This is a genomic window from Aquisalibacillus elongatus, assembly GCF_003843875.1.
Lineage (GTDB): Bacteria > Bacillota > Bacilli > Bacillales > Alkalibacillaceae > Aquisalibacillus > Aquisalibacillus elongatus.
In genome coordinates, this window is the sequence record NZ_RKRF01000007.1 from 659,983 (window position 1) to 681,508 (window position 21,526).

Consider the following 21,526-nt stretch of genomic DNA (forward strand, 5'->3'; position numbering starts at 1 on the left):
TCTATAAAGTCATGACTCTCACAAATACTCCTTCAACATGGGCTGGAACTGTTTACCTTCAATAGCATAAGAAATCGTTTCAGGTAAAAGGTCCATATGTGCAACTAGAGAAGTTGGTTTTTGAATCGGATCATCTTGCCCAAACGGCACAAAATAAACGTTTTTTGCCACCAATAATTTAGCTAAATTCGCTGCATTAATAGCCAAAGCATCATTGGTAGATATAGCTAATACAACAGGGTTACGATTTCTTAAAGTGGCTTTTGCTGCCATTAAGACAGGGGAATCCGTTAAAGCATTAGCAAACTTACTCAATGAATTACCTGTCATTGGTGCAATTACCATACAATCCAAAGGCTCCTTAGGCCCTAAAGGTTCTGCTTCTGGAATCGATGAGATTAAGTTTTTTTGTGTAATGTCCTTAATTCGATCTAAATGGCTTGCGGCCTCTCCAAATTTTGTATCCGTTGATTGTACGGTATAGGACACAATCGGTACGACCTCTGCTCCTAATTCGACTAATCGCTGCATTTGAGGGAATGTTTCATCATAAGTACAATGAGAACCCGTTAGACCAAAGCCAATTCGCTTTCCTTTTAAATCCACTATAGTCAAGCTCCTTCCTATTGATTTTCCATAATAATGTTATGAATGACGCGCGCTAAAATAACACCTGCTGTTTTAGGTGCTACTAATCCAGGCAAACCGGGAGCTAAAATAGATTTAATCCCTCTCTTCTTTGCGAAACGAAAGTCAACGCCTCCTGGTTTTGACGCCAAGTCAATGATTAAACTATTGATTGGAAGCGAAGAAATTAAAGAAGGTGTAACAAATAGTGCTGGAATCGTGTTGATTAATATATCGCAATCTTTTAAATGGTCTTCTAACTCTTCATCACGTATTGGTGATGCTTGATATTCAAAGATTCTCGCCAATTCATCCTCATGCCTGGAATAAACCGATACGTTAGCTCCTAGTCCTTTAAAAGTATGAATTAACGTTTTTCCTACACGACCTAAACCAAGTATGGTGACATTCGAATTGTGTATCGTAAAATCCGTATGTTGGATTGCAAACATGACTGTGCCTTCTGCAGTTGGTATCGAATTGTAAATTGCCACGTCATCTCGGTTAAATAACGGTATAATACGTTCTTTAAAAGAGAGTAACTCTTTCAAATAAGGCGTCATAATTCCTGTAAATAGTATACAGTCGCCTCTGAAACCTTCTAACCAGTCCTTTGTAATATGTGGTGATGTTTCAGCAAAATGTGCTTCCGCGTAACCTTCTTTATCTAATCCAGTAATCGGAAGAATAATCGCATCGACTTTTTCTTGAGGAATATGATCGACATCGGTTAAATATAAACCGTCAATTTCTTCTTCAAGCTCTTCATATCCTACGGCATATAAAGTTGCGTCTTTTTCAATCAAATGTTTCATCATTTCCACATGCCTTGCATCACCCCCAATAATAACAATTGATTTTCCTGTTAACATATCATCACCTCTCAAGCGTCATTCAGCCCATAATATTCTATGTCATAGCCCAAAAAAAGTGAAAGACTGACTCCCAAAAATTGAGAGTCAGTCTTTATGACGGTTTGGTTTAACAATAATCATGTCGTCCCCAATTACTTCAATATCGTTCCATTTTACTTTAGCAGTTGCATCTCCTTTTTTAAGGCCTAACATCGAAAAGTCCTGAATCACAATCGAATCAATTCGTCCTGTTTCTGGGTTAATATCTAAATCCGTATGACCTAAAATCCCTAAACGTTCGCCCTTGTGCGCATCAATAAGTTCCTTACCCGTCAAATCTCGATAACGCATCACTTCACCTCTTTATAAACGTCTTTATACATTATACGTCCTGAGGTAAAATACATGCTTTAGAAGGCTTTTGACTAAATGTTTTTTGTGCCAGTTCTTCTATCCCTCGGTGTGTTACTTGTTCAAATTGTTGAATTAATGAATTAAGCGGGATATGTTCGATTCCTAGAAGCTCATTACGTCCATTACGGTGCATACGGCTATTGGGGTTTTCTAACCCTAGCACAATTTGGCCTTTTAATTGTTGAATCGTATTATTAAGTTCTTTTTCAGTTATCCCATGTTTCCATATATCTTCAACTGTTAACTGAATTTCCTGTTCCAACAAATCTAATTGTTCTAAATTAGTCGCTCCATACACTGTAAGGATTCCATTATCACGAAAAGCATTATGATAAGAGAAAATCGTATATGTAAGCCCTAATTCTTCACGTATTTTTTGGAATAATCTCGAACTCATACTCCCACCCAAGACGTTGTTTAATACAGCCATGTGATAAATCGAATCATGATGGATCGGTATACCTTCATAACCTAAACATAAATGTGCTTGCGTCGTTTCTTTATGCTGTTTCATCACTTCTATATTATAAGAAGTCATTAACTCATCATTAGAACTCGAATTAGATGGTAAATCAGAAAAGAGCTCATTTATTTTTTCGTATAATCCTTCTGGTATATTTCCTGCAATTGAAATTACTATACGATCAGATGTATAGTACTCCTCTCTAAACTTCAAAATATCATCTCTAGTAATACCTTCTAAAGTGTCATGGTTACCTAATATCGGTTTTCCTAATGGGTGATACTTAAAGCTTACTTCATGTAAATGGTCATGAATGATATCATCTGGTGTGTCTTCAGTCATTGCAATTTCTTCATATATAACATTCTTCTCTCTTTCTAATTCATCTTCATCAAAAGTAGAGTTAAAAATCATATCAAACATAAGATCTAATGCATAATTGGTATGTTGGTCCATAACCTTTGCATATAAACATGTATATTCCTTAGATGTAAAAGCATTTGTATCTCCTCCAATTGAATCAAATGCTTCAGCAATATCTCTTGCATTACGAGTCTGCGTTCCTTTAAACAGCATGTGCTCAATCAGGTGCGAAATACCATTATAAGCATAGGATTCATTTCTTGAACCGGTAAGAATCCATATACCGATTGACACAGAGCGTAAAGATGGCAATGACTCTTCCACAATTCGGAGACCATTATCTAATTGATACCGACGAATCAAGGTTTTCCCCTCCCCATTTGTATAATGATTGAATATTCACTCATTATACGTCATAGAAAAAACTTGGCTTAAAGGCCAAGTCTATTCTGACGCTTTAACATGTCAAAGTGTTGACTGAAAAAAGAACTGGTATTGTCTCAACCAGCTCTATGACTTAGCTTCGTTTGTTTCTTGTTCTTGTAAAGCAGCTTTTCTTGACAGATTAACTCGTCCTTGCTTATCAATTTCTTTTACTTTAACAAGCATCTCATCTCCAACATTAGCAATATCAGTAACGTTTTTAACGTGTTTTTCATCTAACTCACTAATGTGTACAAGACCATCTTTTCCGCTGAACAATTCAACAAACGCACCAAATTTCTCAATACGCTTAACCGTTCCTAAGTAGATTTCCCCAACTTCTACTTCACGGACTAGATCTTGAATAATCTTTTTAGCTTTTGAAATTTTTTCACGGTCAGGCGATGAAATAAAGATTGTACCATCTTGTTCAATATCAATTTTAACATCTGTTTCTTCAATGATCTGATTAATCTGTTTACCACTTGGACCAATCACATCACGAATTTTATCTGGATTAATGGCAATAGATTCAATCTTAGGTGCAAATTCAGACAGCTCTTCTCTTGGCTCAGAGATCGTATTCATCATATGATCTAGAATATCCATGCGACCTTTTTTCGCTTGAGTTAGAGCCTCTTCTAGGATGTCTCTTGATAGTCCATCAACTTTAATGTCCATTTGAAGCGCTGTTACTCCTTTAGAAGTCCCTGCTACTTTAAAGTCCATATCACCTAAAGCATCTTCCATGCCTTGTATATCAGTTAAAACCGTATAATTTTCACCTGATTTTACTAAGCCCATTGCAATACCTGCAACTGGTGCTTTAATTGGAACACCTGCATCCATTAATGCCATCGTACCAGCACAAATACTTGCTTGTGAAGTTGAACCGTTTGATTCTAATATTTCTGATACGACACGTACCGTATAAGGAAACTCTACTTCATCTGGAATAATTGGATCTAATGCACGTTCACCTAAAGCACCATGCCCAATTTCACGCCTTCCAGGACCACGAATTGGTCCAGTTTCACCAACACTATATTGCGGGAAATTATAATGATGCATAAAGCGTTTTTCGTCTTCTAGATTTAAACCATCTAAAACTTGTACATCACCTAAAGCACCTAAAGTACATACACTTAATGCTTGAGTCTGACCACGGGTAAACATAGCAGAACCATGTGTACGTGGTAAAACATTTGTTCTAGATGATAACGGTCTAATTTCATCAACTTTTCTTCCGTCAGGACGTACTTTATCTTCAGTAATTAAACGTCTTACCTCGTCTTTTACCATTTGATCTAATACAGCTTTTACTTGAGAGATTTTATCTTCTTCTGCTTCTTCTTGTTCGTACTTCTCTACAATTTCTTTTTTTACTGCACTTATTGCCTCATCACGATCTTGCTTATCTTCAGTCTGAATAGCTTCAATCATTTTTTCTTTCGCAATTTTTTCAACTTCTGTTGTAACGTCTTCACTTGGCGCGAAAAGTTCGACTTCTATCTTCTCTTTACCGACTTCTTTTACAACTTCTTCCTGGAATTCAACAAGCCTTTTAATTTCTTCATGACCGAACATAATCGCCTCTAACATAACATCTTCAGGAACTTCATGAGCACCAGCTTCAACCATGTTAATCGCATCTTTTGTGCCGGCAACTGTTAAGTCAATATCACTTTCTTTTGATTGTTCAATCGTTGGGTTAATAATGAATTCATCATTAACACGGCCAACATGAACACCTGCAATTGGACCCTCAAATGGTATGTCAGAAATACAAAGAGCTAATGATGAACCAATCATCGCTGCAATTTCTGATGAGCAGTCTTGATCAACACTCATAACGGTGCTAATGACTTGTACTTCATTTCGGAATCCGTCTGCGAATAATGGTCGAATTGGACGGTCGATTAAACGAGATGTTAAAACCGCACGGTCACTTGGACGTCCTTCACGTTTAATAAAACCACCTGGAATTTTACCCACTGCGTAAAGCTTTTCCTCATAGTTGATGGTTAATGGGAAAAATGGAAGGTCTTTCGGTTCTTTAGAAGCAGTTGCTGCTACTAATACGGATGTATCACCGTAACGAACCATCGCAGCACCATTGGCTTGCTTCGCTACTTCTCCCACTTCAAACGTTAACGTCCTACCTGCCACATCAATTGAAAATGTTTTCATTTCATTGGACATATAATTTAATACCCCTCTCAAAACTGTAAAAGTATGTAAAAGTAAAGAAAAAGCGGGTATCCCCCGCTTTTTCGTTTATCTACGTAGTCCTAATTTGTTAACTAAGTCACGATAGCGTTGGACGTCTTTATTACGTAAATAGTTTAGTAAATGACGACGTCTACCAACCATTTTCATCAATCCACGACGCGAGTGATGATCTTTCTTATGCTCACGTAAATGTTCATTTAGTGTATTGATTTGTTCAGTTAGGATAGCAACTTGAACTTCTGGTGAACCAGTGTCATTCTCGTGTGTCTTGAATTCATTGATTAATGCTTGCTTACGTTCTTGTGAAATGGCCATCCTTTTTCACCTCCTATTTTTGATCCCCTAACCCCTAGCATTCGTCGGTGACTCGTAATGCCAAGATGAAAGGTTGATTAATCACATTATTACGATACATTTTTTTGACTTAAAATGCAAGTGTTATCCCTTTGGAATTTGAAAGAAATTTTTAGTTTCGATCTCATCTTCCTTCATGCGGGCAATTAAATCATCAATATCATTAAACTTCTCCTCATCACGTATATAGTAATGAAACTCTACACGAATGGATTGATGATATATATCTTCATCGAAATCAAACAAATGAACTTCTACGATAGGTCGTTCGATTCCATCTGTAAAGGTTGGATTATACCCAATATTCGCCATACCATAATAAGATTGCCCGTTGACGTATGCGTAAACAGCATAGACGCCTACCTTTGGAAGCTTTTGTTCGGTTGATATATGAAGATTCGCGGTGGGATATCCGATTTCCCTGCCTCGCTTTTCACCATGAATTACCTCTGCTGTAAGCGTAAAAGGTCTACCTAAAAGTTTTGTAACAGCTTCTAACTGTCCTTCATTTAATAAATCCCTAATTCTAGTAGAGCTTACTTTGTCCCCTTCATATGACACTTTATCTACAACAGAATATGTTAACTGTCCATTAGCATATTCATTCATTTTTTGAATTTTTCCAGACCCTTTATGGCCAAATGAAAAGTCAAATCCACCGACAACATGTTTAACGTTAATATCAATAAAGAATTTTTGAACAAAATCCTCTGGGGATAATTTTGCCAGATCCTTATTAAATGTCACGATAAATAGATAATCAATGTTCAAGTCACTAAACAGCTTTATTTTATCATCTAAAGATGTTATTAAAAAATCTTTTAAAGGCTCTTGTTTTAAGACAGATAATGGATGAGGATGAAAGGTCATAACAGCACTTTTAAGATTTCGTTCATCAGCCACACGTATAGCTTCATGTATCACTTCTTGGTGTCCTAAATGAAGACCGTCAAAATAGCCTACTGCCATGCTTACTGGATCCACATTATAATAATCTTGATTTGGGTAATTTAAATGAATGACTTGCATGTTCTTCACCACTTTTTGTCTTTAAAATACTTTATAAGGTTTCATCTTGCCGACTTTAGAAGGATGGTGTTGATAGACCGCAATTAATTCGTTTGATTCAGTGATGACTTTAAAAGTTGATACATCCTCTAATTCTTCCGGTAATTCTAGGACTTGTCCATGTCTAAATCGGTATTCCTCATCAGGACTGATTGTATAACTTGGCAACGTTAAAACATCAGCCAACGAAATAAGAGATTCCGCCTTTGATTGTTCTAATTCTTCAAAGGTAACCGTCTGGTCAATTGGAAAGTCACCAGCTTGTGTTCGGATTAATCGACTCATATGAGCAGGGTATCCTAATTTGTGTCCTATATCAACGCATAACGTTCTTATGTATGTTCCGCTTGAGCAAGCTACTTTAAAGTTAAAACGCACATCACAATCATTATACCAAGTTAATTCATCTGATAACATCTTAATTTCATAAATGTTTACCTGACGACTTGGCCGTTCAACTTCAATACCTTCTCTGGCATACTCATATAATCGTTTGCCATCGACTCTAATTGCTGAATACATTGGAGGAACTTGTGTTATCCACCCTTGAAAACCTGATAATACACTTTCGCATTCATCAATTGTGAACGATTGATCTACGTTCTTTTTTTCAACGATTTCACCAGCTAAATCCTCAGTTGTCGTAGACTGCCCTAGTGAAATTTCAGCTTCATACTCTTTATTATTTAATGTTAGAAGAGAGGCAATTTTTGTTGCCTTACCTACACAAATCGGCAGTACACCCTCAGCATCTGGGTCAAGAGTTCCTGTATGTCCTACTTTTTTTGTCTTAAAAATTTGTCTGATGCGAGAAACGCAATCATGAGAAGTCATTCCTTTAGGTTTCCAGAGTGGAATTACACCGTTCATCTTACTCCTCCTCATTAAAGGATTTCCTGTATGTACAATCTAAAAGGATAGACACAAGGCCTATCCTTTTAATAAATTAGCGATCATCTTCATTTAGATCTTGAATAATTCGTTCAATTTTATTTCCATGTTCGATCGTTTCATCGATTTCAAATGTTAATTCTGGAACTTTTCGAAGTCTGATTCGATTGCCTATTTCAGAACGAATAAATCCTTTAGACTTGGCTAATCCAATTAGGGTCTCTTCCTTCTTTTCTTCATCTCCAAAAATAGAAATAAATACTTTAGCCTGCTGTAAGTCCCCTGAAACTTGAACATCTGTCACAGTGACAAAGCCGACACGCGGATCTTTAATTTTACGAGAAAGAATATCACCAAGTTCTTTTTTCATTTGTTCCGCCACTCGATTTGAACGAATATTACTCATGTCGATCACCTCAATATTGGAGGTTAGAGCCACTCATAGTCCACTACAGTGACTTCTAAGTCCGTTCGCATATCCATATGACGAACTACCTCTTGTAATGTTTTCTCAGCTATTACTTTTTGATTTGAAACGATAGCTACTCCAAAAGCACATCGTTGCCACAAATCATGGTATTCTACTTCGGTAATGCTGACATTAAATTTCTTTCTAGTTTGATGAATGAGTTGTTTTAAAATGGACCTTTTCTCTTTTAAAGAGTGAACGTCGTACATCATGCATTCAACGTATGCATAACCAATCATTTGCGTTCAATTTCCCTCATTTCAAATGCTTCTAGATAATCCCCAACTTTAATGTCATTATAGTTTACCACGGTTATACCACATTCATAACCTTGTTGGACTTCTTTTGCATCATCTTTATAACGTTTTAATGAGTCAATTTCACCTTCAAAGATGACAACACCATCACGAACAACGCGTATACCAGAGTTACGTTTTACTTTTCCATCTGTAACGTAACAACCCGCAATAGTACCTACTTTAGACACTTTAAACGTTTCACGCACCTCTACTTGACCAATGATTTGCTCTTCAAATTCAGGATCAAGCATACCTTTCATAGCAGCTTCAATTTCTTCAATCACTTTATAGATGACACGATGTAATCGGATATCAATCTTCTCTTGCTCTGCCGTTCGCTTAGCATTGGCATCTGGACGAACATTAAAACCGACCACAATCGCGTTAGAAGCAGATGCAAGAATTATATCAGATTCCGTAATAGCACCAACACCTGTATGAATAATCTTAATATTGCAGCCTTCAACTTCTATTCTTTCTAAAGAGGATGCTAATGCTTCAACAGTTCCTTGAACGTCTGCCTTAACAATAACGCTGATTTCCTTAACGTCACCTTGTTGAATCTGTTTAAATAAATCATCTAAATTTAACTTTCCAGACTCTTCACGTTGTGATTCAATTTGTTTTTCTTTTCTTAGTTCAGCAATGCGTTTAGCGTCTTTTTCATCTTTGAAGACGACAAAACGGTCACCTGCTTTTGGTACATCTTGTAAACCAATAACCTCAACAGGTGTAGATGGGCCCGCTTCTTTAACCCGCATACCTAAATCGTTTGTCATCGCACGTATTTTACCGAACGTGTTTCCGACTACTAATGGATCGCCGACTCTTAAAGTTCCATTTTGAACTAAGAATGTAGCGACTGGTCCTCGACCTTTATCTAGTTCAGCTTCTACAACGGTACCATTAGCAAAGCAATCTGGGTTTGCTTTTAATTCTTCTACTTCAGCTACTAGCTTAATCATCTCAAGTAAATCGTCAATACCATCACCTTCAATTGCTGATAAAGGAGCGAAGATGGTCTCGCCTCCCCAATCTTCAGGAACTAATTCATATTCCATCAATTCCTGCATCACACGGTTTGGATCAGCACCTTCTTTATCCATTTTATTAACAGCAACAATGATTGGTACCCCTGCTGCTTTCGCATGGTTCACGGCCTCTACAGTTTGAGGCATAACACCATCATCTGCTGCAACAACTAAAATGGCGATATCAGTCACTTGAGCACCGCGGGAACGCATACTGGTAAAAGCAGCGTGGCCAGGTGTATCAAGAAATGTTACTTTTTTGCCTTGTGTTTCGATTTGGTAAGCTCCAATATGTTGAGTAATTCCTCCCGCTTCACCTTCTGTTACTTTAGTGTGGCGGATGGAATCTAACAACGTTGTTTTACCGTGGTCAACGTGCCCCATGATGGTCACAACTGCTGGGCGTTCTTGTAGAGCTTCCTCTGAATCTTCTTCAATAAAGTTGTCTAAATCTGTTTCTTCTACAACAATTTCTTCTTCAACCTCTACACCATAATCATCACAAATTAATTCAATGGATTCTTTTTCTAGTGTTTGGTTTATTGTTGCCATAACACCAAGCATCATGAGTTTCTTAATAATTTCTGAGCTGTCTTTATTTAACTTATCAGCTAATTCTCCAACCGTTAAAGATCCTTGGTAAGTAACTTTATCTGGTAATCCTTGAGGTTGTTGTTTTGCCTCAGGTCGTTTAGATTGTTTATGGTTCCCTTTACTCTTTTGGTTCTTCTTTTGCTGTTGTTGTTTATTTTGATTGGATTTTTTCTTATGTTGATTAGAATTCGATTTCGACTGATGTTGTGGTTTTGAACCTTGGTTAGATTTATTTTTTTGCTCTTGTTTTGGCTGTGATTGTTGTTTTGGCTTTGCTTCTTGTGTTGATTCTTGTTTGTTTTCATTTGTTGTAGGATTTAGTTTTTGATCTAGTTGTCTAATGGCATTCTCCGTAATTGTTGACATATGGTTAGATACTTCAATATCTAATTCTTGTAAATGATTAATAACTTCTTTGCTTTTTAAATTATTTTGCTTAGCATACTCATATACTCGCATTTTTTTCATACATTCACCCCCGTGATTAATCGTTAATTAATTGCAAAAACTTTTTCGTGAATCCTTCGTCTTTTATGGCTACTGCTACTCGATTTTTTTTACCAATCGCTTGCGAGATCTCTTCTCTTGAATCAACTATTTTATAAGGTATTCCATAACTTTTGCACTTATCTGTTAGCTTCTTTTTTGTGTTAGAAGAAGCATCATTTGCAATTAAAACTAACGTCGCTTGTTTCGTTCGAATATCGTGAACAATCGTCTCTTCACCTAAAGATACTTTGTTTGCGCGTATCGCTAGGCCTAATAAATTTAAGTATGAACTCATGATTCAGTCACCTTTTGCAGCAATTCTTGATATAATTCGTCATCTATGTTGGTGTTCAAATGTCTCTGTAGAACATTAGATTGTTGAGCTTTTTGAATCACTTCAGGATCTTTACTTAAATAAGCCCCTCTACCATTCTTTTTTCCAGTTTCATCTACAAAGACGTCTCCTTCTTTGTTTCGAACCACTCTAATTAATTGCTTTTTAGGAAACATTTCTTGAGTCACTACACATTTTCTTAAAGGTTCTTTCTTATTACCCATGTTCACTCCCCCTTTATTCAAGATCGAAAGTGTCAGGATCTTCGTCTAATAAACCTTCTTCTCTTGCCTCAGATTCACTTTTAATATCGATTTTCCAACCTGTTAACTTAGCCGCAAGCCTTGCATTCTGACCTTTTTTACCAATAGCAAGTGAAAGTTGGTGGTCAGGAACAATGACAGTTGTTGCTTGGTCTTCTTCATCAACTAAGACGTCAATAACTTGTGATGGACTTAAGGCATTTGATATATACACAACTGGATCTTCAGACCAATGAACGATGTCAATTTTCTCTCCACGAAGTTCATCGACAATCGTTTGGACTCTTTGACCACGTTGACCTACACACGCACCGACTGGATCAATTTCAGGATTTTCAGCATATACACTTATTTTAGAACGATCGCCCGCTTCTCTAGCAACCGATCTTAACTCAACAATACCTTCATAGATTTCAGGTACTTCCATCTCGAATAATCGTTTTAATAAACCAGGATGAGTACGGGATACAAAAACTTGTGGTCCTTTTCCGCTATTTTCAACTCTTGTGACATATACTTTAATTCGATCGTGAATATCGTATGATTCATTTGGCATAATTTCATTTAGAGGTAATTTACCCTCGATTTTACCTAAATGAATATATAGGAAACGATTGTCCTTACGTTGTACCTTCCCTGTCATGATGTCATCCACACGATCCATAAAGTCATTGTAAATCACACCGCGTTCAGCTTCACGCACACGCTGGGTGACAACCTGCTTAGCCGCCTGAGCTGCAATACGGCCAAAATCTCTTGGTGTCACTTCGTGCTCAACGACGTCACCTACTTCATAAGATGGGTCCATTTCTTTTGCCTCATCTAATGCAATTTCTGTTTGGTCATCAGTAACTTCATCGACAACTTCTAACCTCGCAAAAACTTTCATTCCATCGTTTTCATTCAGCTCAACTCTCACGTTGGTCTTAGAGTTAAAGTTCTTTTTGTAAGCTGATACTAATGCAGCATCTAATGCTTCTAATAAAATTTCTCTGTCGATCCCTTTTTCTTCAGATAAATACTCAATCGCACTATAAAGTTCCGAACTCAACAGTCTTACCTCCTCATATTAAAATGTAACGGCAATATTGGCTTTTGCCACTTTATCAAAAGGTATTTGTACCTCTTTTTCTCTTGTTTTTTCTTTCACCATTAACGTAATCAAATCATCTTCGAATGATGTTAAATCGCCATAAAATTCTTTTTCATGGTTAATTGGCTCGTATGTTTTTACATATATATGTGATCCTACGAACCGTTCAAAATCTGAACGTTTCTTCAACCTTCTTTCAACACCTGGAGAAGATACTTCTAAAAAGTATGCTTGCTCAATAGGATCAACTTCATCTAATTTTTCGCTTAATTGTTCACTTACTTTTCCGCAGTCTTCAATATCAACTCCGCCTTCTTTATCAACATATACGCGTAAAAAGTAATTTTTCCCCTCTTTAACGAATTCAACTTCTACTAATTCTAAGTTTAAATCTTCAACAATAGGTTGAACTAACTCTTCAGTTAAAGAAATAATCTTTTTACTCAACTGAATACCTCCTTAAAGGAAAAAGATCAAAACAACTAGTTTTTAATAGTATTTTTCAGCTAAATGATCTCATTCAATAAATTTCCCTGCTGATGACAGCAGGGAAAGTAAAGATAAAACGAAAGAGTGGGTCGCCCCACTCCTTTTAAACCTTAACGTATCTTTTGCTTAACCAATTGAAAATATACCATAAACCCCTATAAAATGCAACAACTTAGAACAGTGATAGCTGATTTTGATCAGGCAATCCTTCTAAACAACCATGTTCATCTAAGTATTCTAATACTGTTTTAGAAATACGACTGCGTTCTCTTAAATCTTCTTTAGATAAGAATTCACCGTCTTCTTTTGCCTTCACAATGTTAATTGCCGCATTCGTCCCAAGTCCATCAACAGCGTTAAATGGAGGAATGAGCGTATCACCATCCACTAAAAACTCACTTGCAGTTGAGCGATAAAGATCTACTTTTTGGAATGAGTAGCCTCTTTCACACATTTCAAGCGCTAGCTCTAATACTGTTAGTAAACTCTTTTCTTTAGGTGTAGCATCATTACCTTTATCTAAAATCTCTTGAACTCTAGACCTGATCGCTTCTGAACCTTTAACCATCGTATCTAATTCAAAATCGCTTGCTCTAACTGTGAAATAAGCCGCATAGAATTCTATTGGATAATGCACTTTAAAATACGCAATTCTAACAGCCATTAATACATAAGCGGCAGCGTGTGCTTTCGGGAACATATATTTAATCTTCAAGCAAGAATCAATATACCAATCTGGGACACCATGCTTTTTCATCTCTGCAATCCAATCATCGGATAACCCTTTACCTTTACGAACGTGTTCCATAATTGTAAATGCTAAAGAAGCTTCTAACCCTTGGTGCATTAAATAGACCATAATGTCATCACGACATCCGATAACATCACCAATTTCACAAATACCATCATTAATTAATTCTTGAGCATTTCCTAACCACACGTCAGTTCCATGAGATAAACCTGAGATAATAACCAATTCTGCAAACGTCGATGGTTTTGTATCTTCAAGCATTTGACGAACAAAACGCGTCCCAAATTCTGGTACACCTAGCGTACCAGTTTTACACATAATTTGATCAGGTGATACACCTAATGGCTCTGGTCCTTCAAAAATTTTCATAACCTCTGGATCATTCGTTGGTACATCTTTCGGATCAATCCCAGTTAAATCCTGAAGCATTCTGATGACGGTCGGATCATCGTGCCCGAGTATATCTAGCTTTAATAAGTTATCGTGTATAGAATGGAAATCAAAATGCGTTGTCTTCCATTCCGCATTCCGGTCATCCGCTGGGTACTGAATCGGTGTAAAGTCATAAATTTCTAAATCATCCGGTACAACGATAATACCACCAGGGTGTTGTCCTGTTGTACGTTTTACACCTGTACAACCTTTAACCAATCTTGAAATTTCAGCTTGCCGGTACATTAATTGATGATCTTGAGCATAGCCTTTCACAAATCCAAATGCTGTTTTTTCAGCTACCGTCCCAATTGTCCCTGCACGATACACATTTTCTTCACCAAATAATACCTTCGTATAATGGTGTGCTTTTGGTTGGTATTCACCTGAGAAGTTCAAATCAATATCAGGTACCTTATCACCTTTAAATCCTAAGAACGTCTCAAATGGAATATCTTGACCATCACGAACTAAATCAGCTCCGCAGTTTGGACAAGTTTTTTCCGGGAGGTCAAACCCTGAACCAACAGATCCATCATTGAAAAATTCATAAAAACTACACTGGTCACAAACATAATGTGGCGGTAATGGGTTCACCTCAGTTATATCCAGCATCGTAGCGACAAAAGATGAACCGACTGATCCACGTGAACCAACTAGATAACCATCACTAAGTGATTTCTTAACGAGTTTCTCTGAAATTAAATAGATAACCGAGAACCCATTATCAATAATACTCTTTAATTCTTTCTCTAATCGGTTAACGACAATCTCTGGTAAATCATCACCATAAATTGATTTAGCACGCGTATAACACGTATCTATAATTTCATCGTCTGCACCTTCAATGTTCGGTGTATATAAATCATCTTTTACTGGTTTTACATCTTCAACTTGATCCGCTACCCAATTCGTATTTTCAATCACAACCTCTTTTGCTTTTATCTCACCTAAAAAGGCAAAGTCTTCAAGCATCTCGTTGGTTGTTTTGAAATATACATCTGGAACAGTTTGTCTGTTTAGAGGGTTACCGCTTTGAGATGCAATTAACATTTGTCGATAGATTTTTTCGTGCGGGTCTAAGTAATGAGTGTTGCCCGTTGCTACAACTTTCTTATTTTGTTTCTCACCTATTTTAACGAGCTTTTTAATTAATTGTTTGATATGTTCAACGGATTGAACTTGTTCTTTTTCGATTAAGTGATAATAGTTCATCGGTGGTTGAACTTCAATATAATCATAAAACTCAGCGACTTTTTCAGCCTCATCCTCTGATTTTAAGGCAATCGTATCGAATAACTCACCCTGGTCACAGCCAGAACCAACTAAAATTCCTTTACGATGTTCAACTAATTTCGATCGAGGAATTCTTGGGACTCGATAAAAATAATCCACATGTGCCATTGAAATTAATTTAAATAAGTTCTTTAGACCTTCCTGCGTCTGAGCGATTAAAATAGCATGATTTGGGCGAGAACGCTTATATGCATCTCCTTCACCTACGTGACGATTTAATTCATGATGCTGTTTCATTTCTTTTTCCAATGCCGATTTAACTAAACTCCACAATAAATAACCTGTTGCCTCTGCGTCATAAATCGCACGGTGATGCTGTGTTAGTTCAATATTTAAGTGCTTACATAACGTATTAAGTCGATGGTTTTTAAGCTCAGGGTATAATAAACGTGCAAGTTCTAACGTATCGATAACAGGGTTTGAAACTTTTTCGATTCCCATACGCTGAAAAGCTGCATTAATGAACCCTATATCGAAACTAGCATTGTGCGCAACTAAGATGTCATTTCCCATCCATTCATTAAAATCAGACATAACATCTTCAATCTCTGGCGCATCAGCAACCATATCATCGGTGATTCCCGTTAAGTCGATGGTTGTTTGACTTAGTTTTTGATGCGGATTTGCAAATCTCTCGAACCGATCAATAATCTCACCTTGATAAATCTTCACCGCTGCAAGTTCAATAATTTTATCGTACGATGCTGATAAGCCTGTAGTCTCAACGTCAAAGACGATATAATTGGCATCGTTTAAATCTACGGAAGCCGGATTATAAGCAATCGGGATGCCATCATCCACTAAATTAGCTTCTAAACCATAAAGCACTTTAATACCATGTTTCTCACTCGCACTATGGGCATCTGGAAATGCTTGTGCTACGGCATGGTCTGTTATGGCGATAGATTTATGACCCCATTTCGCAGCTCGCTCTACTAAATTAGTTGCTGATACCGTTGCATCCATCTGACTCATTGTTGTATGAGCATGCAGTTCAACACGTTTTTCTAACGCGTCGTCTTTTCTTTGTTTAGGTGCTACTTCATGCAAGTCATTTCCCATCATCATCAGTTCATTGGTGTACGTATCTGTTTGAATACTACCACGAGCTTTAATCCATTTACCTTCTTCAACCTTTTTGAAGAGTTCTTTTTGTTCATCGCCTTTTGAGAACATCTTGATCTGAATCGAATCTGTATAATCTGTCAAACTAACAATTAATAAATCTCTTCCGGATCTTAAATTTCTGATATCAACTTCAAACACGTACCCCTGAATGGTCATACGTTTTTCTTCTTCTAGAATATTACGTATTTGCTCAGGCTCATCTTGAATATCATTACCTATTTTTAATGGTAATGAATCAGTTGATGATTGCTCATCTATTCCATTCTTCTCTCGTTCTTCTTTATCTTTAATTGCCCGTTCAATATACTGTTGTTCTTCTAGTTGTTTTTGCCGTTGAAATTCTTCTACTTCTTCTTGGTTGTAGGAAATCTCAAATAATAATTGATAAGGTTTAAGACCCTTGTTCTGACAAAACTCTTGAAATAATGGATTAATTTTTTTCTTCATCATGTTCGCTTCCGCATCATTACGTGCATAAACCGTCAATTGAGAGCCATTAACACTAGGTATCTGATTACAAATAAAATCTTTATATGCCGGGAATAGATCATGAATAGAATTTATAAAAAACTTCCAATAAGATTGTATTTCTTCTTCTGGTAACTCTTTATCATCTGTTACGACAACCACATCTACGTCTGCAATGTGGCGAAATGCGTCTTTCAATCTAGCTGTAAAGTATTCAATAGTGGCACTAGAAAACGGTGCAGGTTTATAAATATGAAACTGCCACTGTTTCTGATCTTTTAAAACTAACAGTCGCTCTAAATAGGCTTCTGTAAAGTCACGATCGACTATTTCTTGTGGTAAGCCTATTTGTTTTAACAACAGTTCTAGTTTTTCTCGCTTGGTCAAGTCCATCGACATTCCCCGTCCTTAATCCTTATAGTTCTACAATCTATTTTAAAAGAAAACTAGCCTTTGGCAAAATACAATTCTAACCAAAGGCTGTAAGATTAATAAATTAAGTTTATGAAATTTAAAATGAGGTTAGTTTTGTACTAATGGTTTAAGATGGCTAATTAAATCATCCATATGCACATCGGTTTGCTCACCTGTAGAGCGGTGTTTAAATTCAACATAACCTTCGTCTGCACGCTTTCCGACTACTACTCGATATGGAACGCCAATTAAATCACTATCGTTAAATTTAACCCCTGCACGCTCTGGGCGATCATCATATAAAACATCGATGCCAGCATCAAGTAACTTCTGATACAACTGATCTGACAACTCCACCTGCTCATCTTTCTTAACATTCAAATTGATTAAATGTACTTTAAAAGGTGCTAAATGTGTTGGCCACAGCATACCTCTATCATCATGGTACTGCTCTACGATAGATGCTAAAGTACGAGAGACACCAATACCGTAACAGCCCATGACATAAGTTTGAGCTCGTCCATCTTTATTCAAAAACGTCGCATTTAAGTCATCAGCATATTTCGTACCTAACTTAAAGACATGCCCAACTTCAATGCCTCGAGCAAACTCGATAGTACCATGGCCGTCAGGTGAAGGGTCCCCTTCTTGGATAAACCTAATATCCGCATACTCTTTCACATTAAAATCTCGTTCAGAATTAACGTTTTTATAATGATACCCATCTTCATTGGCACCACAAGTAGCATTGGCTAATCCTTTTACAGCATAATCAGCAATCACTTCAACTGTTTCAGGCACATGAATTGGGCCTAACGAGCCAAAACCAGCTCCTACTAATTGTCTCGTTTCCTCTTCAGTGGCTAATTCTACGTTATTAGCATCGTAAAGGTTTTTAAGTTTTACGTCATTGACTTCATGATCTCCACGAGTTACAACCATAACGTATTGATCATCCACTTTAAACATAATAGCTTTCATACCTTGAGCTAAAGTATGACCTAAGTAATCGGCAACTTCTTGCATCGTTTTAACATTAGGTGTTTCAACCTTTTCAAATTCTAGTGGCTGTTCATGACTTTTTTCATCACTTGGCTTAACTGGTGCCATTTCAATATTTGCAGCAAAATCAGATTCATTTGAATAAGCGATAATATCTTCTCCAACTTCAGATAAGACCATAAATTCATGGGTGTCTTTACCACCCATTTCTCCAGAATCCGCAATTACTGCTCTAAAGTCCAAGCCACAACGCTCAAAAATTCGCTTATAAGCATTAAAAATATCTTCATATGTTTGATCTAACGAGTCAAAATCTTCATGAAATGAATAAGCATCCTTCATTAAAAACTCACGACCACGTAATAACCCAAAACGAGGGCGTTTTTCATCTCGATATTTAGCCTGAATTTGATATAACGTAAAAGGTAATTTCTTATAAGAGTTAACCTCATCGCGCACTAATGCCGTAACGACTTCTTCGTGTGTCGCACCTAAAGCAAAGTCACGTTCGTGTCTGTCTTTTAATCGCATCAACTCATTACCCATTGTTTCCCAACGTCCGGTTGTCTGCCACAATTCAGCTGGTTGTAATGCAGGCATTTGTACTTCTTGGGCTCCAATTCGGTCCATTTCTTCACGCACAATCGTCTCAACTTTTCTCAACACTCGACGACCTAAAGGAAGGAAATTATAGACTCCTGATGCTAATTGTCGAATAAAGCCGGCCTTTAATAATAACTGGTGACTCTTTAGGTCTGCTTCTGCTGGAACTTCTCGTAGTGTTGGGATTAATAGTTTACTTTGTCTCATATCATTTCCACCTCTTTATTCGTATTTTACCACTTACATAAACAGACGCTCTATATCATTCCATGTAACGACAATCATAAGGAGCATTAGTAATGCAAAACCAATAAAATGTACAAAACCTTCTTTTTCAGGATCAATTGGTTTACCCCTTAATGCTTCAAGAATAATAAACAGTAATCGACCTCCATCTAATGCAGGTAGTGGTAATAAGTTAATAATCCCTAAGTTTATACTTAACATAGCTGTCCACATAATAAAACTGGTTAAACCGGTTTGAACTACATCATCCGTTGCATCATAAATACCAACCGGGCCTGCTAAAGCATCTAATGATAATTGACCTGTGACTAATTGACCGAGAGCTTGTAAAATTAGAACAGCTATATCATAGGTTTGTGTAAACCCGAATTTTATAGCTAGAAGTGGGTCATCTAAATAGTGTCTTGCAATACCGACTTGACCAATTTCTCCACCTTGAGGACTCTCTACGGACATCGTGGTCAACGATTGTTCAAGTATCTCACCATCGCGATCAACCGTTAAATTAATCTCTTCATTAGGGCGCTCTTGAACATACCTTACAAAGTCAGTCCAACTCGCAATGGGTTCACTATCAATACTGACTATCTCATCACCCGTTACCAATCCAGCTTCCTCTGCAGGTGAACCATCTTGAAGCTCTCCAACAACTGGGTTATCATCTGGAACACCCTGGAATAACCCAAGTCCAATAAAAATCGCAATAGCTAATAGAAAGTTCATCAACGGTCCAGCAAAAATTTGCATACCTTTTTTACCGACTGATTTTGAACCAAATTGACGATCATAAGGTGCAATTAATGTCTCCTTTTCGTCCATAACAAAAATAGCTTTACGATCCACTTGGTATTGATAACGTTCTTCAGTTTCAACATCATAACAATCAATAATTAATTCATGGTCCAAATCAATTTGCTCGACTTCTACAACTTTAGCATTTGGATGTTTTGACTTGTTATTGACGATGATTTTATTAACGTGATTTGACGAATTGAATTCTAAACCAATATGATACCCCGGTTTCAGATCAATTATTTCAGGGTCATCACCGGCTACTCTGACGTAACCACCAATTGGTAGTAACCTTACCGTATATAAAGTCTCGTCTTTTCTATAAGAAAAAATTTTAGGCCCGAAACCAATCGCAAACTCACGCGCTAACATTCCTGCACGTTTTGCAAAAACTAAATGACCTAATTCATGAATGAAAACTAATAACCCAAACATGAATATAAAAGCAATAATAGTATCGAAATTCAATACAAGCACCTACCTTTTCAGTACTGTGTGGCTAACTCTTTGTCGCGTTTCCTGGTCCAACTCTAAGATTGTCTCTAAATCAGGCTTTTCAATTTTGTTATGGTTTTCTAATTCCCTTTCAATCAAGTCTTCAATATCTAAAAACGTAATATGATCATTCAAAAATAATGAAACAGCCTCTTCGTTTGCGGCGTTCAAGACTGTTGGTAAGGAACCACCTTCACGCCCAGTTTCATAAGCCATACGTAAACAAGGGAATCTTTCAAAACTCATTTCCTTAAAGTTAAGTTGCCCAATCTGCGCCAAATCAAGTGAGTCACTTAAATTAAAATCAGTTCGGTCTGGATAAGCCAATGCATACTGTATAGGAATACGCATATCTGGTGTACCTAGTTGTGCCATTACATTACGATCTACAAATTCAACCATGGAGTGTATAACACTTTCGTTATGTAAAATGACATCAATTTGATCGTAATCAACACCGAATAACCAATGCGCTTCAATCACTTCCAAACCTTTATTCATCATTGTAGCTGAGTCAATTGTAATTTTAGCCCCCATACTCCAATTAGGGTGTTTTAATGCATCTTGTTTCGTAACACCAACTAATTCATCTCTTGTACGATCTCTAAAACTACCTCCAGATGCAGTTAATAAAATTCGCTTAAGATCTTTATTGTTCTCACCTTTTAAACATTGATGAATCGCTGCATGTTCACTATCGACAGGTAATAACTCAACCCCATATCGCTGAGCTTCTTCCATCACGATGTGACCTGCAGTTACTAAAGTCTCTTTATTTGCGAAAGCGATTTGTTTCTTAGCGCGTATCGCTTCTAGTGTTGGCTGTAACCCAACACTGCCTAAAACAGCATTAACAACAATATCAACATCTGGTAGTGAGACAATTTCATTTAGAGCATCTACTCCATAGTGAATATGGGCATCATAATTTATTTTACGTTTCAAACTCTCCATTATTTCACGATCTTTTACAACAATATATGAAGGTTTAAAAAGTTCTAATACAGGTAGGGCTTCTTCAATATTCGAACCAAATGCATATGCATATAATTGAAACTCATTAGGGTGTTCTTTAATAACATCAATGGTCTGTTGTCCAATTGACCCTGTTCCACCGAGTAGCGTAATATTTTTCATGTATATCCCTCT

The 21,526-nt window shown here is 36.9% G+C and carries 19 protein-coding genes; all 19 read right to left on the reverse strand.

From position 1 onward, the window contains the following. Window positions 1-18: 18 nt before the first annotated feature. Window positions 19-606: a dipicolinate synthase subunit B gene (locus EDC24_RS04075; protein ID WP_124219953.1), complete on the reverse strand. Its 588-nt coding sequence runs from the start codon at window positions 604-606 to the stop codon at window positions 19-21. 17 nt (window positions 607-623) lie between these two features. Continuing rightward, a complete protein-coding gene (gene dpaA, locus EDC24_RS04080; RefSeq protein ID WP_124219955.1) occupies window positions 624-1,499 on the reverse strand; it encodes a dipicolinic acid synthetase subunit A in 876 nt (291 codons plus the stop codon). An 87-nt stretch (window positions 1,500-1,586) separates the two neighbouring features. Continuing rightward, the gene (locus tag EDC24_RS04085; RefSeq protein ID WP_124219957.1) at window positions 1,587-1,832 is read right to left on the reverse strand and encodes a YlmC/YmxH family sporulation protein; all 246 of its coding nucleotides are present in this window, start codon (window positions 1,830-1,832) and stop codon (window positions 1,587-1,589) included. Window positions 1,833-1,863: 31 nt separating this feature from the next. After that, window positions 1,864-3,084, reverse strand: coding sequence for a M16 family metallopeptidase (locus tag EDC24_RS04090; RefSeq protein ID WP_124219958.1), 1,221 nt, complete (start codon window positions 3,082-3,084; stop codon window positions 1,864-1,866). A gap of 147 nt (window positions 3,085-3,231) precedes the next feature. Further along, the gene (gene pnp / locus EDC24_RS04095) at window positions 3,232-5,346 is read right to left on the reverse strand and encodes a polyribonucleotide nucleotidyltransferase (protein WP_124219960.1); all 2,115 of its coding nucleotides are present in this window, start codon (window positions 5,344-5,346) and stop codon (window positions 3,232-3,234) included. A 75-nt stretch (window positions 5,347-5,421) separates the two neighbouring features. Continuing rightward, entirely contained in the window at window positions 5,422-5,691 is a 270-nt protein-coding gene (gene rpsO / locus EDC24_RS04100; RefSeq protein ID WP_124219962.1) for a 30S ribosomal protein S15, read from the reverse strand. A 123-nt stretch (window positions 5,692-5,814) separates the two neighbouring features. After that, entirely contained in the window at window positions 5,815-6,759 is a 945-nt protein-coding gene (locus EDC24_RS04105) for a bifunctional riboflavin kinase/FAD synthetase (protein ID WP_124219963.1), read from the reverse strand. A gap of 21 nt (window positions 6,760-6,780) precedes the next feature. Next, window positions 6,781-7,668, reverse strand: coding sequence for a tRNA pseudouridine(55) synthase TruB (gene truB / locus EDC24_RS04110; RefSeq protein WP_124219965.1), 888 nt, complete (start codon window positions 7,666-7,668; stop codon window positions 6,781-6,783). 76 nt (window positions 7,669-7,744) lie between these two features. Then, window positions 7,745-8,095: a 30S ribosome-binding factor RbfA gene (rbfA, locus tag EDC24_RS04115; RefSeq protein ID WP_124219966.1), complete on the reverse strand. Its 351-nt coding sequence runs from the start codon at window positions 8,093-8,095 to the stop codon at window positions 7,745-7,747. Between the two features lie 23 nt (window positions 8,096-8,118). Next, a complete protein-coding gene (locus EDC24_RS04120) occupies window positions 8,119-8,397 on the reverse strand; it encodes a DUF503 domain-containing protein (RefSeq protein ID WP_124219968.1) in 279 nt (92 codons plus the stop codon). Further along, on the reverse strand, window positions 8,394-10,550 hold the full coding sequence (gene infB / locus EDC24_RS04125; RefSeq protein ID WP_124219969.1) for a translation initiation factor IF-2: 2,157 nt from the start codon (window positions 10,548-10,550) through the stop codon (window positions 8,394-8,396). The genes EDC24_RS04120 and infB overlap by 4 nt, the downstream gene beginning before the upstream one ends. Before the next feature lie 16 nt (window positions 10,551-10,566). Continuing rightward, the gene (locus tag EDC24_RS04130) at window positions 10,567-10,866 is read right to left on the reverse strand and encodes a YlxQ family RNA-binding protein (RefSeq protein ID WP_124219971.1); all 300 of its coding nucleotides are present in this window, start codon (window positions 10,864-10,866) and stop codon (window positions 10,567-10,569) included. Beyond that, the gene (gene rnpM / locus EDC24_RS04135) at window positions 10,863-11,135 is read right to left on the reverse strand and encodes an RNase P modulator RnpM (protein WP_281274492.1); all 273 of its coding nucleotides are present in this window, start codon (window positions 11,133-11,135) and stop codon (window positions 10,863-10,865) included. Before rnpM ends, EDC24_RS04130 begins: the two co-directional genes overlap by 4 nt. Before the next feature lie 7 nt (window positions 11,136-11,142). Next, a complete protein-coding gene (gene nusA / locus EDC24_RS04140) occupies window positions 11,143-12,219 on the reverse strand; it encodes a transcription termination factor NusA (protein ID WP_124219974.1) in 1,077 nt (358 codons plus the stop codon). 18 nt (window positions 12,220-12,237) lie between these two features. After that, entirely contained in the window at window positions 12,238-12,708 is a 471-nt protein-coding gene (rimP, locus tag EDC24_RS04145) for a ribosome maturation factor RimP (protein WP_124219976.1), read from the reverse strand. Between the two features lie 214 nt (window positions 12,709-12,922). Continuing rightward, window positions 12,923-17,218 carry a PolC-type DNA polymerase III gene (locus EDC24_RS04150; RefSeq protein WP_124219978.1) on the reverse strand — a complete coding sequence of 1,432 codons (4,296 nt, stop codon included), beginning with the start codon at window positions 17,216-17,218 and terminating at the stop codon, window positions 12,923-12,925. Window positions 17,219-17,347: 129 nt separating this feature from the next. Beyond that, complete coding sequence (locus EDC24_RS04155; protein WP_124219980.1) at window positions 17,348-19,051, reverse strand: proline--tRNA ligase; 1,704 nt, start codon at window positions 19,049-19,051, stop codon at window positions 17,348-17,350. A 33-nt stretch (window positions 19,052-19,084) separates the two neighbouring features. Continuing rightward, a complete protein-coding gene (gene rseP, locus EDC24_RS04160; RefSeq protein WP_281274493.1) occupies window positions 19,085-20,350 on the reverse strand; it encodes an RIP metalloprotease RseP in 1,266 nt (421 codons plus the stop codon). A 9-nt stretch (window positions 20,351-20,359) separates the two neighbouring features. Then, window positions 20,360-21,514, reverse strand: a complete 1,155-nt coding sequence (dxr, locus tag EDC24_RS04165) for a 1-deoxy-D-xylulose-5-phosphate reductoisomerase (RefSeq protein WP_124219981.1) — start codon at window positions 21,512-21,514, stop codon at window positions 20,360-20,362. Window positions 21,515-21,526 lie beyond the last annotated feature (12 nt).

What these genes read in the sequence shown, in the direction of transcription:
- dpaA (WP_124219955.1), bottom strand. Translation starts at nt 1,499, where the DNA reads ATGTTAACAGGAAAATCAATTGTTATTATTGGGGGTGATGCAAGGCAT.
- EDC24_RS04085 (WP_124219957.1), bottom strand. Translation starts at nt 1,832, where the DNA reads ATGCGTTATCGAGATTTGACGGGTAAGGAACTTATTGATGCGCACAAG.
- pnp (WP_124219960.1), bottom strand. Translation starts at nt 5,346, where the DNA reads ATGTCCAATGAAATGAAAACATTTTCAATTGATGTGGCAGGTAGGACG.
- rpsO (WP_124219962.1), bottom strand. Translation starts at nt 5,691, where the DNA reads ATGGCCATTTCACAAGAACGTAAGCAAGCATTAATCAATGAATTCAAG.
- EDC24_RS04105 (WP_124219963.1), bottom strand. Translation starts at nt 6,759, where the DNA reads ATGCAAGTCATTCATTTAAATTACCCAAATCAAGATTATTATAATGTG.
- truB (WP_124219965.1), bottom strand. Translation starts at nt 7,668, where the DNA reads ATGAACGGTGTAATTCCACTCTGGAAACCTAAAGGAATGACTTCTCAT.
- rbfA (WP_124219966.1), bottom strand. Translation starts at nt 8,095, where the DNA reads ATGAGTAATATTCGTTCAAATCGAGTGGCGGAACAAATGAAAAAAGAA.
- EDC24_RS04120 (WP_124219968.1), bottom strand. Translation starts at nt 8,397, where the DNA reads ATGATTGGTTATGCATACGTTGAATGCATGATGTACGACGTTCACTCT.
- infB (WP_124219969.1), bottom strand. Translation starts at nt 10,550, where the DNA reads ATGAAAAAAATGCGAGTATATGAGTATGCTAAGCAAAATAATTTAAAA.
- EDC24_RS04130 (WP_124219971.1), bottom strand. Translation starts at nt 10,866, where the DNA reads ATGAGTTCATACTTAAATTTATTAGGCCTAGCGATACGCGCAAACAAA.
- EDC24_RS04150 (WP_124219978.1), bottom strand. Translation starts at nt 17,218, where the DNA reads ATGGACTTGACCAAGCGAGAAAAACTAGAACTGTTGTTAAAACAAATA.
- EDC24_RS04155 (WP_124219980.1), bottom strand. Translation starts at nt 19,051, where the DNA reads ATGAGACAAAGTAAACTATTAATCCCAACACTACGAGAAGTTCCAGCA.
- dxr (WP_124219981.1), bottom strand. Translation starts at nt 21,514, where the DNA reads ATGAAAAATATTACGCTACTCGGTGGAACAGGGTCAATTGGACAACAG.